15 protein-coding genes and 1 pseudogene are annotated in these 13,624 nt (G+C 34.9%); 12 read left to right on the top strand and 4 right to left on the bottom strand.

Translation table 11 applies throughout. The annotated features are described in order from the left end of the window. The first annotated feature begins 224 nt into the window (after positions 1-224). The 6 genes from ybaK to NLJ82_RS15640 all read left to right on the top strand — a co-directional run bounded on the left by ybaK (position 225) and on the right by NLJ82_RS15640 (position 5,078). Positions 225-701, top strand: coding sequence for a Cys-tRNA(Pro) deacylase (gene ybaK, locus NLJ82_RS15665; RefSeq protein ID WP_000710877.1), 477 nt, complete (start codon positions 225-227; stop codon positions 699-701). A 596-nt stretch (positions 702-1,297) separates the two neighbouring features. Continuing rightward, a complete protein-coding gene (locus NLJ82_RS15660) occupies positions 1,298-1,501 on the top strand; it encodes a hypothetical protein (RefSeq protein WP_000660735.1) in 204 nt (67 codons plus the stop codon). Between the two features lie 67 nt (positions 1,502-1,568). Further along, positions 1,569-1,931 carry a hypothetical protein gene (locus NLJ82_RS15655; RefSeq protein ID WP_012644491.1) on the top strand — a complete coding sequence of 121 codons (363 nt, stop codon included), beginning with the start codon at positions 1,569-1,571 and terminating at the stop codon, positions 1,929-1,931. Between the two features lie 188 nt (positions 1,932-2,119). Then, positions 2,120-2,566: an NUDIX hydrolase gene (locus tag NLJ82_RS15650; protein WP_001092198.1), complete on the top strand. Its 447-nt coding sequence runs from the start codon at positions 2,120-2,122 to the stop codon at positions 2,564-2,566. A 358-nt stretch (positions 2,567-2,924) separates the two neighbouring features. Continuing rightward, positions 2,925-4,049: a helix-turn-helix domain-containing protein gene (locus NLJ82_RS15645; RefSeq protein ID WP_000659037.1), complete on the top strand. Its 1,125-nt coding sequence runs from the start codon at positions 2,925-2,927 to the stop codon at positions 4,047-4,049. Positions 4,050-4,061: 12 nt separating this feature from the next. Then, positions 4,062-5,078, top strand: a complete 1,017-nt coding sequence (locus NLJ82_RS15640) for an alpha/beta hydrolase family protein (RefSeq protein ID WP_000141805.1) — start codon at positions 4,062-4,064, stop codon at positions 5,076-5,078. 86 nt (positions 5,079-5,164) lie between these two features. Here NLJ82_RS15640 and NLJ82_RS15635 read toward each other — a convergent pair whose 3' ends face one another. The 3 genes from NLJ82_RS15635 to NLJ82_RS15625 form a co-directional block, all read right to left on the bottom strand. Further along, a complete protein-coding gene (locus tag NLJ82_RS15635; RefSeq protein ID WP_000536413.1) occupies positions 5,165-5,821 on the bottom strand; it encodes a GAP family protein in 657 nt (218 codons plus the stop codon). Positions 5,822-5,834: 13 nt separating this feature from the next. Next, positions 5,835-6,593, bottom strand: a complete 759-nt coding sequence (locus NLJ82_RS15630; protein WP_000581360.1) for a MerR family transcriptional regulator — start codon at positions 6,591-6,593, stop codon at positions 5,835-5,837. Between the two features lie 64 nt (positions 6,594-6,657). Further along, complete coding sequence (locus tag NLJ82_RS15625; RefSeq protein ID WP_000808928.1) at positions 6,658-6,801, bottom strand: hypothetical protein; 144 nt, start codon at positions 6,799-6,801, stop codon at positions 6,658-6,660. A 227-nt stretch (positions 6,802-7,028) separates the two neighbouring features. Here NLJ82_RS15625 and NLJ82_RS28920 point away from each other — a divergent pair. The 3 genes and pseudogenes from NLJ82_RS28920 to NLJ82_RS15610 all read left to right on the top strand — a co-directional run. After that, a pseudogene (locus tag NLJ82_RS28920) lies at positions 7,029-7,131 on the top strand (TetR/AcrR family transcriptional regulator); the annotation flags it as partial. A 128-nt stretch (positions 7,132-7,259) separates the two neighbouring features. Beyond that, a complete protein-coding gene (locus NLJ82_RS15615) occupies positions 7,260-7,634 on the top strand; it encodes a hypothetical protein (protein WP_012644490.1) in 375 nt (124 codons plus the stop codon). A 267-nt stretch (positions 7,635-7,901) separates the two neighbouring features. Beyond that, a complete protein-coding gene (locus NLJ82_RS15610) occupies positions 7,902-8,360 on the top strand; it encodes a DUF2262 domain-containing protein (protein ID WP_000520314.1) in 459 nt (152 codons plus the stop codon). Between the two features lie 100 nt (positions 8,361-8,460). On the opposite strand, the gene NLJ82_RS15605 is transcribed toward NLJ82_RS15610, so the two are convergent. Then, positions 8,461-9,891: a YfcC family protein gene (locus NLJ82_RS15605; protein ID WP_001176946.1), complete on the bottom strand. Its 1,431-nt coding sequence runs from the start codon at positions 9,889-9,891 to the stop codon at positions 8,461-8,463. A 200-nt stretch (positions 9,892-10,091) separates the two neighbouring features. Between NLJ82_RS15605 and rraA the strand changes: the two genes are divergently transcribed. The 3 genes from rraA to NLJ82_RS15590 all read left to right on the top strand — a co-directional run bounded on the left by rraA (position 10,092) and on the right by NLJ82_RS15590 (position 13,615). Further along, positions 10,092-10,571: a ribonuclease E activity regulator RraA gene (gene rraA, locus NLJ82_RS15600; RefSeq protein ID WP_000266066.1), complete on the top strand. Its 480-nt coding sequence runs from the start codon at positions 10,092-10,094 to the stop codon at positions 10,569-10,571. Between the two features lie 338 nt (positions 10,572-10,909). Beyond that, positions 10,910-12,706: a DUF4430 domain-containing protein gene (locus tag NLJ82_RS15595; protein ID WP_001241077.1), complete on the top strand. Its 1,797-nt coding sequence runs from the start codon at positions 10,910-10,912 to the stop codon at positions 12,704-12,706. A 57-nt stretch (positions 12,707-12,763) separates the two neighbouring features. Beyond that, positions 12,764-13,615: a DUF4430 domain-containing protein gene (locus NLJ82_RS15590; protein ID WP_000041429.1), complete on the top strand. Its 852-nt coding sequence runs from the start codon at positions 12,764-12,766 to the stop codon at positions 13,613-13,615. The last annotated feature ends 9 nt before the right edge of the window (positions 13,616-13,624 follow it).

The following is a 13,624-nucleotide window of genomic DNA, read 5'->3' as shown; positions in this document are numbered from 1 at the left end:
TCTTCGGATACACGGCGTTACGTATGATGATGAAGTTGGAAAGAAATATTAAAATTTTGCATTACAAATCTCTCCTTAACAATAAGTTTTTCCAAATTATATCAGATGATTTTTGAATTATCAATATTTTTAGTTTTGAAATATACGTGAAGTTATGTAGGAGAAATGGAAAAGGGTGTATAATAAAACTTAATAATATGAAATAACCGTTTAAGGAGATCACTATGAAAAAAGATAAAACAAATGCGATGCGAATATTAGATAAAGAGAAAATTGAATATTCGATGATGTCATATAATCCAGACGATGGGAAAATTGATGGCGTATCAGTAGCCGAGAAAATTGGACGAGAAGTGAGAGAAGTATATAAAACGTTAATCGCTCAAGGGAATAGTAAAAATTATCATGTGTTTATCATCCCGGTAGATGAGGAACTAAATTTAAAAGCTGCCGCAAAAGCAGTAAGTGAAAAGAAAATTGAAATGATTCCTGTTAAAGATATTACGAAAGTTTCAGGATATATTCGCGGCGGCTGTTCACCAGTCGGAATGAAGAAGTTATTTTCTACATGTATTGATGCGAGTGCCCAATTACTTGAAACGATGATAGTAAGCGGCGGAAAAATAGGTATACAAATTGAGCTGAAAGTGGATGACTTGGTGAAAGTGACGAGAGCGCAGTTTGGTGAGGTAACGAAATAAATATACATAGGGAAAGAAGTTCTAGTTTAGATAAACATTTATAGGATAATTAGTCCATTATGGGGCTGATTATCCTTTTTATTTATATGTCTATATTAAAATGATTAAATATTGAATATTCAGTTTGAAACAGACTGTAATATGAATCATTTGTTTGGCTTTGGGGGGAGGACAATGCCTCGTTACAAGGAATTTAAATAAACAAGAGTTACCCTTAAAGATAGCAAAAGGACTGGAGAGTGTTTTAATGAGTTTTCAAGAAATACCCATAAGAAAGCATATATTGGTAATGCTAGTATTTTTGAAAAACCCCACGCATAAGAGTATGCAAGATTTTATACAGTTTTTTGGCTAATCGAGTAACAAACAAGAACCATAAAACGATACCAGAATAGGAATGTATAGAATATGTATAGATTCATAGAACTAAAAAAGAAGGTTCCCTTGTGAGAGCAGGGTTCTCCTTTTTTCATGCTACTGATAATAGGACGTTATGTTAACCTGATATGTATAGAATATACATCTAAAAATATGAACAAATCAGTTACCTCAAATGGTACAATAAGGAAAATGATTAGATATGAAGGAGAAACTATATGAAAGAAAAGACTTGTAATCAATGCGGAATATCATTGACAAAATCCCTTCTGAAATCTGTGGGAGGCAGTGTTGGTATTTTGAATAAACCATCCCAACATGCTGTTGTAAATGCAACGTATAGTAAGGTAATTCCATATGTTTGTTCCAAATGTGGAGAAGTTCGTTTCTTTATTAATGATCCAGAAAAATATAAAGAATAGTAAACCTTCTCTTAAATAATGGGGGATTGCTATGGCGTTTTATTTTATAGGAGGAGGTAGGGGAATTATGGGGAAAGAAATACTGTTTGATAATGAAGGTGTGATTCTAAAGCTAAATGGGGTAACAGGATTACTTGCATTTAAACTAAAATTAAAAATGCCTTATAACACGATCAAGAGTGTCTATGTTGACTATTTTGATGCTCCACAATGGATGCTTCGTATGCCTGGAACATCAATTTCTTCTCTCAATATTTTTGAAGGAAGTTTTAAATATGCTGACGAATGGTACTTTCTCTCTTATGAAAATAGAGTCCCTCTCGTAATGATTGAATTAGAAGGTCATGAAAAATATAAATATATCTTTTTTGAGATTGATGATCCTACCAAAATAGCCGCAGATATTAGAAAACATATAAAAGATTTTTAATTATTGTTGCACCTATCTATATATTACTTCCGCTAATGAGACGTTATGTTAACCGAGCATGTATAGAATATTCATCTTATGTTGTTCCATTAAAGGGCCAGTTTAATTCAGCAAAAAGGAAAATTTATTAGACATAGAGAAATACAAGTTTGTTAGCAATTGAGTAAGTTAAGGAGATTATATTTATAATGAATACTATAAAAACCACAGGGTGCTTTACTATTGTTGATAATAATGAAGGCAAAATATTGCTAGTTAAACGAAATGATTATCCTATCTGGGATTTGCCTGGGGGAAGATTAGAAGAGAACGAACAGTTAGATAAATGCGCTATAAGAGAAACTGAAGAAGAAACGGGCTATATAATTGCTATTGAACGTAAAATAGGAGAATATCACCAGCCTGAATACAATGATATGCAACATATATTTTCAGGAAAATTACTAGGAGGAGAACCAATAAATAATGGACCTGAAACTGCAAAAATTGGATGGTTTAATCCTAGTAGATTACCTTTTTTAATGGTTCCAAATAGAAAAAAACAGATCAATAATTTTATGAAACACAAAAATTCACTAATAAAAGAGACATTAAAGACACCATTTATGGTAAAGGTATTGAAAAAAATTATGTGAGATGGTTATTGAATTAACGGGTGCTTTTCTTGAATAAGGATCAGTTCTTAATTTCTTGTATCTATCAAAAAAGATAATTTGTACTTCCGACTTCGAAAGTTATGTAAATAAGCTGTTCAATGGATTCCCATAGAAAACTATGGTGAGATGAAATGTTTAATTTTGCAGCACTTCAAACTCTTAGCTAGATGGCCATGTATCAGTACCCCACAATAAAAAGGCAGGAGCATATCAAATATGTTCCTGCCTTTCATTTTAGAGAGATGTTTCCTAACAGTTGATTTTGTTAACGAAAGTTGACTTCAAATCCATATTTTGTGTGAAATAAAAGCATATAATAAAAGTATGAGGTGATGATGTGAAGGAGATAAACATTCATAAAGTAATTGCGGATAAGAGAAAAGAAAAGGGAATTACGCAGGAAGAGTTAGCGGCGTATATCGGTATTACGAAGGCGTCTGTTTCCAAATGGGAGACGGGGCAGAGTTATCCGGATATTACATTTTTACCACTGTTAGCATCGTACTTTAATATAAGTATAGATGAACTAATCAGTTATAAACCGCAAATGGAACAGGAAGATATTAAAGATTTATACCATAGACTAGCGGAAGCTTTTAGTGAAGAACCGTTTGATGAAGTAATGATGGAGTGCAGAGAAATAATCAAAAAATATTATTCTTGTTTTCCGTTATTACTTCAAATGGGACTACTTTTTATTAATCACCATATGTTAACAGAGGACACGGATAGAAGAATTGAAATTTTAGAAGAAGCAATGAATCTCTTTAGCAGGGTTCAGGAAGAAAGTGACGATGTTTCTCTTGTGAAAGAGGCGGTATCGTTTCAAGCGACTTGCTATCTTATACTCAATAAACCGAATGAAGTATTGCAATTGCTTGGCGGAACGATACGTCCTAACGTTCCAGAAGAGGATTTAATTGCCCAAGCATATCAAATGCTTGGAAATGCTGAAAAGGCGAATGAAATAATGCAAATTAGTATGTACCAACATTTAATACAACTCGTTGCGACAATACCGAATTATGTAGTAGTAAATGCCTCAAGCGTTGAAAAAGTAGAGGTGATTTTGAATAGAGCTTTTATGTTAATAGACATATATGAAATAGAAACATTACATCCTAATATGACTTTAAAAGTATACTATGCTGCTGCGCAAGTATATTGTATGCAAGGCAATTTTGAAAGAGCATTAGAAATGTTACGGAAATATGTAGCAGTTTGTGCGGCGAGCTTTACAGTAAATAGTCTACATTTACATGGGGATTCCTATTTTGATGCGATTGATGAATGGTTTGCAGAGTTTCCGCTCGGCGCTAAAACAGTTAGAAATGAAGAGATTATAAAGCGAAGTATGTTACAAAGTATTGCAGAGAATCCAGTTTTTGCTCCAATGAAAGATGTAAGAGAGTATAAAAATATAATAACGAGTTTGAAATTTAAATTGGATATAAAAGAATAGGGGGACAAAATGATGACTTTTGATGAATATGAAGTAGCGATCAATAGTGAGTTTACTTTGCAAGGTACACTCACTAAACCGAAAGCTGACGGGAAGTATGCGGCTGTTGTCATTATCGCGGGATCTGGAGAAATTGACCGTGATGGAACAATCGTACCGCTAAAGCTTGAGGCGAACATATATAAAGATTTAGCGCATGTAATGGCGAGACTTGGGGTAGTGACGCTCCGCTTTGATAAGCGCGGAGTAGGAAAGAGTGACGGAGAATTTCTGAAGACTGGAATGTGGGATTTAGTTAGTGATATAGAGTCTACGATTACGTATTTAAAAGAACAACCATTTGTTAATCCGGAAAATATCATTTTAGCTGGTCATAGTGAAGGCTGTATGTTAGCAACTGTAGTAAATGCAAGAACACCAGTTAATGGACTCATCCTTCTTACAGGAGCTGCGGAATCGTTAGAAGAAGCTACGAAAAGACAAAGAGAGATTGCTTATAAAGAATTAAAAGAACAAAAAGGAATAAAGGGAAAACTAATGCGCCTTCTCAATGTGGAGAAACGTGGAGAAAAGCAGATGGAAAAAATAAAAGAGAAAATGATGAATACAGAAAAAGATACGATTAAAGTTGGTTTTAAACCGATGAATGCAAAATGGTTTAGAGAGCATTTTCAGCATGACATTTATAAAGACTTACAACAAGTAACATGTCCAGTGCTAGCTATCGCTGGTGATAAAGATATTCAGGCTGACCCTGAAAGAGCTAAGCGGATCAGTGATTATGTGAAAGGTGATTCTGAAGTATATGTAATAAAAAATATGGATCATAGTTTGAAAGTTTTTGAAGGTAAGTTTAAAGCATTAGATTTTAAAAAGAATTATGAAGAAGGGGCAAGAAAGCCACTTCATCCAGAGCTGGAAGAAATAATTATAAATTGGCTGGAATCATATTTTATCCCCGGTAGTAGGACTCTTACATCAAAATTAGGTGAATATGAGGAAGATGGAAGGGAGAGTAACTGCCTGTAAAAGACAAACTGGTGTGGGGGAATGGTAGGTGTAAGTACTTCTGTAGTTTCAAACATATTCCCCTGAGTGTAGGTTCTATAAATACCCTATAAATAATCCAGGCTATTTAATATTAGGAGAAAGCCAACTATACACATAATCCATGATAGGGCTGATCCTGTACTATTAGCAATTTTCATTCGAAGCCTCTCGAGAGGTTTTTGCATCCACCGACCAAATAGGAGATAGAAGAGAAACAGCAGGAGAGAGGGCAGTACCATGATCAAGTTGTATCCCGCTAAAATAGAAGACCATTGTATCAAGGATAGATTAGAAGTAGTAAGTATGCCAATTGCTGCAAAATAAGGAAATGCAGTACCCACTTCAATTAATGTAGTAGTGAATCCTAGCGCGATCATTGAAAAAATGCTTTTTGATTTTGGTGAGGGGATCTCTGAATTTTTCTTTGGTGGAATATAGAAGCTTGCAATGAATAATATGACACCAATAATGAAGAACGACCAGCTTACGATTCGGTTTTGAAATAAGCTAGAAATAAACTTAAACAAAAAATCTAATCCTAACATGAGTGAAACGCCAACAGCAAAATAAAATCCTGCTACCGTCAATAAATAAACGAATAAACGTTTCGTGAGACGCTCTTTATCTGTTAAAAGTAGATATATTGTTACTCCTATTGTAGTAGGGCTTAGCGTGTCTAATATAGCTAATCCGCCTATTAGGAGAAGTTGCTCTGTACCCATTGTGCTTTCCCCCTTATTCCGGATCAGGATTATTTTTTTTAGTCATAAAAATGGCATATGCCTCGTTCATAAACTGAAGCACATCTTGATCGATTGGATATAAACTAAGTTTCTCTGATTGTTCGGGAGTCATCCTTATCTCCCAAAGCTTATTTAGAAATTCATCCTCACCTTCAAATTCTTCTAAGCGTTTTTCCTCCATTCGTCTTATGATATTTTGAACTTTCGTTGCTTTTGGGCCATCCTTCATATAACGCTTTAACTGGCCGATGAGAGCAATCCATTCGAGTGAATCAGAACAGTCACTTGCCATTTTAGGAACCTTTTCCAATAGTTTTATTTCTTTTTCTTTAAATACAGATTTGCGATAATACTGTTGTATATCTTTATCTTTGCTGGATAATTGCATGATTTTTTGAATCGCGATCCAGCTTTCTTCTCCCTCTAACGCAATTCCATTTATCATTTCTCGTAAGGATAATTCTATTTTTTTTAAATTTTTCTGCTCATTTATTACATAAGATAATTGGCTCTTTAAACTATCCGACCAATCCCACTCATTGAAGTCGAGCATATGTTTAATCTCTTGTAACGGAAATCCAACCTTTTTTAAAAATTGAACTTGCTGAAGTTTTTTTATTTCTTCATTTGTATATAAACGATGGCCACCCTCTGTTTTGGATGCTGGTTTTAATAATCCAATTTTATCGTAATAACGCAGTGTCCTTACTGTAACGCCTGTCAGTTCTCCCACTTTATTAATGTGTATCAACCGATAAACCTACCTTTCTGTACGTTAAGATTTTATCGTTAACGATTATTTTCTTATTTCGCATCTATTCTTCTTTACTAAGAAGATTTTTAAGTAAGTAGCCGGCTCCTAACCCAATTAGTGCACCAGGAAATGCATGATCCAGTGGCAGTCCGATACCTGCACCTATAATGACACATCCATAAATAATAATATCGCCCTGTTTCATATGAAAACCTCCTATTTTTCTAATTTCTTTTATGAAATTGCTAAATAGTAGCTACTTAACAGTATATAAAATGACCCAACGTCAACTTCAAGTGTTTTTGATTATTATTAATACATTTATATAAACCTTTAAAGCGCCCTCTAACGGAAGATTTAATTTCAAAATATTTTGCGGGCTTATCGTTCCAAAATATTTATACTAAAATATATAATACGGGGGTGTGGTTAATAGGTAGAAAGATTAGTTTTAATAAAGAGCAAGCTTTAAATAAAGCTATGTATTTATTTTGGGAGAAAGGTCATAAGCCGAGCTACTCTCTACGATAGTTTTTGAGGTAAGGATGCACTATTTAAACTAGCTGTGGAACATTATAAAAACTTTGGTGCCTTAGCATACAAAATTCACGTATTGTTCTTGCTATCCTGAGGTGAAATGGGAGGGAATGTCTTTTGAGAAGCATGCCTGTAAAGTTATTTTTTAAATCAATCCTATTTTTTTTCTTATGCGGTATTGTTGTTTATTCTATATTTCAGATTATGTTTGTCTGGAGTGCTTCGACAGGATTAGGAAGGGATGATATAGTCGGATTTTCTGATAATAAGTATGTAATTGGTCGTCCACCTGTTAGCTATAATTTATATAAAAAAGATAGTGGGGAAACTATATTAGATAATGTTATTGGTTATAAAAAAGGAAAAACGAAAAGCTATGTTCGGAATGAAATCGAATTTGTAGTGATAAATGAGATAAAGGGTAGCTATGAATTGTATAAAATAGAAAAGGCTTCAGAAAAGGATATAGAACGGCTGAAAGAAATGCAGAAATTAGAATGAAAGAGACTATTTGAAGGATAAAAATGCTGTTGGGTTGAAATAAAATTTAATAAAAGACTAACTTCAGGATTTTTCATTTTTAACAAACTTAATTGGAATTTTACAAATGCACACATGTTATTGTTAAATCTAAAAAATGGTTTAGACTGATAACTGAGTTTTATTTCATGAAAAAAGTCAGCATAAAAATAAAGCATTAGGAGTTCAGTCCCATGTCTATCAAACTAATTAAAGTTTCTTTTTCAGGGATAGAAAGGAAATGAAATCATGGGAAAATCAATAAATAGTGAATTGATTGGAATGTTTATCTTTAATGAAACTTTACATACATATAAACAAAACGAAGGAAAAGTACATTGGGAATTGGATGTTAGAAATGAGCATGTACAAGTACATGAAATGCTGAAAAGAGCAGAAAAGCTTTATGTATGTTTAGAGGAATTTGATAAAAAAGCTAAGCTTGCTATAGCGGAAGAATTAATAGAGTATAAAAATGATTTTTGGCCTGAATATGATGAGAATGATGAACACTTAGATTGGAATGCTGTAGATGCAGGAGAATATGATATGACGAAAGAAACATTTGAGCAATCTATTACTCTTATGGACATTGTAATGAGAGAAAATGATATATATTGCGAATACAATGATGGAGATGTATTTGGTGGCCATAGAATCCATGCTTCTTTTGACAATGAGTACAATTTATTAGCTGCAGAGATTTAGCTTTGAGAGATGGAATTAAAAAGGATTGATTACTATAATCAATCCTTTTTTTCATTATTATAAGATAACGGTGAAATAATAGGGAGAAAGTTTCATAGTTTTAATACGGTCCCCACTCAATATTCACGCCAACAATAAGAAAAATAAGTCCGATGATAAACCAAATGAATGCAAGAGGAGCCATGAATCGAATCCATTTTCCATAAGAAATACCGCTCGCTGCGAGAACGCCCATTAAAACACCGGAAGTTGGATTGAGGCAGTTCACTACACCTTCGCCGAGCATAACAGCTTGTACTGTAACTTGGCGTGTAATGTGCATGAAATCAGCTAACGGAGCTAATATCGGAATAAAAATAACAGATTCACCTGTACCGGATGAAATAAGGAAATGTAATGCGGCACTACTTACATACATACCGATTACGCCAAATACCGGGCTTTGTCCTTCGAGAGACTGTGCGAGTTGGTTAACAATTGTATCAAGTAATTTTCCTTGTTCTAAAATGACTGAAATACAACGAGCCATTCCGACGATCAAAGCACCGTATATGAGATTTTGGCAGCCTGCTAGAAAAGTAGAAGCGATATCGTTTGCTTTCATACCACCTATTATTCCAGCTGTAATTGCGATGAAAATAAAAGTAGCAGTCATTTCTGCGTCTGTCCAATGTAGACGAAAAGCGCCGATTAAAAATGCAATTAATGATAAAGCTGAAACGAGTAAAATTAATTTATGACGTATTGTCCAAGGAACTTCTGTTTTCTGCGCTTCTTTTTCACTTGAAAGAGCATTACTTGGAAACCAGTTATCTCCGAGTATGCTTCCTTTATTCGAATTTTTTAAGCGTTTTACGTACCAATTAATATATAGAATGGTAGCAAGTAAAAAAGAGATATAAATTGCTGTGCGTAAACCAATTCCTGAAAACATTGGAAGTTCCGCGATTTTTTGTGAAATGCCTAAAGGTGAAGGAGATAATATAGTAGCATTAAAACCAGCATAAGTACCTAAATAAATAATGGCTACGCCGACGATAGCGTCCCATTTTAATGTGCGGGCAACGATGATGCCGATAGGGATAAAGCCGATAACTGAGTTAACGATAATGCCAGTCGTTCCGAGAATGGAAAAGAGTGCGGCGACAATACATATGAAAAGGAATTGCTGATTACGAAATTTGTTAATAACATGATAGATTAAACCGTCAAGAGCACCTGTTTTTTCAAGAATAGCAATAGCACCACCCGTAAATAAAATTAAGAAGATGATCGGAGCAGCAAGTGTCATTCCTTTTTCAATAGCGGTAAAAAAAGAAACAAACCCTACTGGCGATTGTGGAACAGAATGATAACTTCCTGGTATTGTCGTTGTAACAGTCCCGTTTGTAACTCTTTTAAATTCTCCAGCAGGAACGAAATAAGTAGCTATTGCACATAGTAAAGCAATAAAAAATAGTAGTACATACGCATCAGGCATTTTAAACTTTCGTTTACTAGGTTGTTTTTTTACTTCAGTTTGTAGTTGCATAAAATCCCTCCTTTTTCACTTGGTTATTTTTTAATATTCTGAAATTTATCCGTGAAATAGATTATAATAAAGGTGGCTTCTTAAGGCAATAGTTTTTGTGTCCTTTTTCTGCATATATAAATTATCGCAACAATAGACAGGGAAACGAAAATAATCCAAGAATATGTTAAATAGAAAGTAAAAGGAAAAGAGGGAAAAAGATGTGGAAAACTACGGATCTATGTGATGAGTTTGAAAATGAATTACAAATATGTCGCCAATCTTTTCGGTCTTTTGGGAAGAAAGAACAATTCTACGGGAAAATTGCAACGGTAAAAGTGAAGGATGATAATGTACTAGTGAAGGAAGGGTTGCAAACATTACCAGAAGGAACGGTATTAGTTGTTGATGGGGGAGCGTCTACGAATTGTGCGTTACTCGGTGATAATTTGGCAGCTATTGCGGAGGAAAGAAAGCTAGCAGGAATTATTGTATATGGATACGTTCGTGATTCTAGTGAACTAAAGAATATAAATATAGGTATTTTAGCGTTAGGGACAATGCCGAATAGAAGTGTAAAAGAAGGGAAAGGAGAACGAAATATTTCATTGCAATTTGGGCAAGTTGAATGGAAGCCGAATGAATATGTGTATGTGGATGAAGATGGCGTCATTATTAGTGAAAAGAGTTTGCATCGTTAAAGGTTAGTAAGTTACTATTCTTAGAAAATAAATCCGATAAAGCATGGACAAAATTCTATGTCAATAGTAAAATAATACAGAAATTTAAAATTAACAGAATGTATAGGTTTATCGTTTTACGATAACTTAAATGGAAGTAAGTTGTGCCTAGAAAAGTGAATGTTATCACAATGATACGTTCATGAACAAAATTATTTTTCCTATACAAATATAGCCGCGAATGATGCGGGTAGGAGGTGTTGCACAGTTTGTTCGACACTTACAAAAAAAGAGTGTCAATTGCACGCCCTTGAAGGGCCTTTTTTTGTGTGAATAGTAGTAAGGGAGGAAATTTTGGGATGGCAATGTTAAAAAAATGGCTGCTTACGTCGTTAATGGCAGTTACACTTGTATTTGTTTCTTTTGCGAATACAGTACATATTACGTTTGCTGAAGGAAATACAGCAAAACTTGCAATTATTGGTGAATCACAAAAGGGCATTATGTTATGTCCGAAAGAAGAGCAAATTAAAGATGGGGAAACAGCTTTAAGCTTGCTACAAAAAGTCATGGGGGACAAAGTAGAAGCTGAAACGATGTCGTTTGGAACGTATGTAAAAGGCATTGATGGGCTAATGGCCGGGGCTACAAGTGGCTGGTTGTATGATGTAAATGATAAATCTGCAGAAGTTGGAGCGGATAGTTATAAATTAAAATCTGGAGATGTTGTTGTTTTCCGCTTTGTTTCAGACTGGAGCAAGATGAGTCAAGAAACATTACAACAAACATTAGATAAATTTGGTACGTGTAAAACGGTAGAAGAACCAAAAACAGATGATCCAAAACAAGAAAAACCAGAAGAACCAAAGACGGATGATCCAAAGCAAGAGAAACCAGAAGAACCAAAGACGGATGATTCAAAACAAGAAAAGCCAGAAGAACCAAAAACGGATGATCCAAAACAAGAAAAGCCAGAAGAACCGAAGACGGATGATCTAAAACAAGAAAAACCAAAGCAAGAGAACATTCAAGTTCCAGCAGCGCAAGTAAATGACGCGATCGCTAAGACGTCTGAAAAGATGTTACAAGATGGAATTGAAAGTGATTGGGTAGCGCTAGGTCTTTCTCGTTCTGGAAAGGATATACCAATCGAGGCGAAATTAAATTATGTTAAGGCTGTAACTGAAAAGGTAGAAAAGCGCGTTAATCGTTTTTCAGCGACAGATTTAGCTAGAACAATTATTATGATGAATGCAATGAATGCAGACCCAAAAATGGTAGGCGAACATAATTTAGTTCAAAAATTGTACGAATCAGATAAAGTGAATTCTGTTACAGGTTATACATTTGCTTTACTTGCATTTGATACGAAAAAATATGAAATTCCAGTAGATTCAAAATGGAATCGAGTTGCTTTAGTAGATGCACTTTTAAACGCGCAACATACAGATGGCGGCTGGACTTATGATAGTGCAAGCAGTAAAGACAGTGCGAGTAGCGTTGATGTAACAGGTATGGTTTTATCAGCATTAGCTCCTTATCAAGACCGAGCAGATGTGAAATCAGCAGTGCAAAAGGCTGTCGCATACTTATATAATGAACAACTAGAAAATGGCGGTTTTTCTGCTGATGGACAAGAAAATTCTAATAGTGTTGCGCAAGCAATTATTGGATTATCACTTGTGAAAGATGTAGATCAAAACCGTCTACATAAGGCGATGCAAAATCTATTGTCATATCAACTTCCAAATGGTGAATTTAAATGGTTACCAGGCGATCAAAACGGTAGCGGAATGGCAACAGAGCAAGCATTATTAGCTTTACTTCAGTTTAAAGATCTTGGAAAATCGATTTATGACTGGTCAACTGAATCTGTTACTGAAATTAATCCAAAACCAAATGTAGATTCAGAAAATGTTGTGGTGGAAAAAGAAGTTACTGAACAACCAGAAGAACAAAAACAAGTGCAACAAGAAACAAAAGGTGACACTTTAAAAGTTGTTGTGGATAACGAACCGGTTAAAAATAAAAAATCCGGAAACGGTAGCACATTACCAAAAACAGGAGCATCTTCTCATAGTGCAGCGACAGAAGTAGGTATGGGTGTATTATGTATTGCTTCTGCATATGTATTATGGAGACGTAAAGCAGCTTAACAAAAATTAGGAGCAATCATTTGCTCCTAATTTTTAATATGAAAGGTGAGAGGCAACATGAGTAAGATGAAATGGTTTATTTCTTTACTGCTTTCACTTGGGCTACTTGCCGGATGTGAAGAGGCAGCGGTAAAGCCTGAGAAGAAAGTAGAACCGAAGCAAGAAGAAGTAGCAAAACAAGAAGAGAAAAAAGATGAAGCGAAGCCGGAAGAAAAACCGGAGGAAAAACAAGCTGAACAAGAGCAAAATAAGCAAGACGAACAGAAAGAAAAGCAAGAGCAAAAAGTAGAAGAGAAGCCGAAAGAAGAAAAGCCACAAGCACAACCGGAAGTACAGAAAGAAGAAAAAAAGCAGGAACAGCCTGTCGCTACTAAGCAACCAGAACAACAAAAAGCACAAGAAGAGAAACAACAAGAGAAACAACAAGAGCAACAACCGAAAGCACCAGAAGTAAAAGAAGAAGCGAAGGTTGTAAATCAGCCGAAAGAAACACCGAAACAGGAGCAAAAAGTTGATCCGAATAAAGAGGAGAAAACGATACCGACTCCGCCCGTTCCAAATTCTGAACAACAAAAACCAAACCCAGTTCCACCACCACCAAAACCACAAGCAAAACAAGTCACGATCTCAGTAAAAGGTGATAAAGGCTACTTATTGGGTGCGAGAAAAATGGATGTACAAGAAGGCGATACAGTTTATAAAGTATTGCAGCGTACAGGTTTAGATGTGGATGCAAGTGGATCTAAAGGCGATGTTTACGTAAAAGGTATTAATGATTTATATGAAAAAGATGTTACTGCTACTAGTGGATGGAAATATCGTGTGAACGGGGCATTTCCAAATCATAGTGCAGGTGTAGTAACAGTTAAACCAGGAGATACAATCGAGTGGGTGTATGTATTAAAATAAGAAAGGCAT

Source organism: Bacillus paranthracis (assembly GCF_024296885.1).
GTDB lineage: Bacteria > Bacillota > Bacilli > Bacillales > Bacillaceae_G > Bacillus_A > Bacillus_A paranthracis.
Note: the sequence above shows the minus strand (reverse complement) of the source record. Positions and strands in the feature narration are given on the sequence as shown.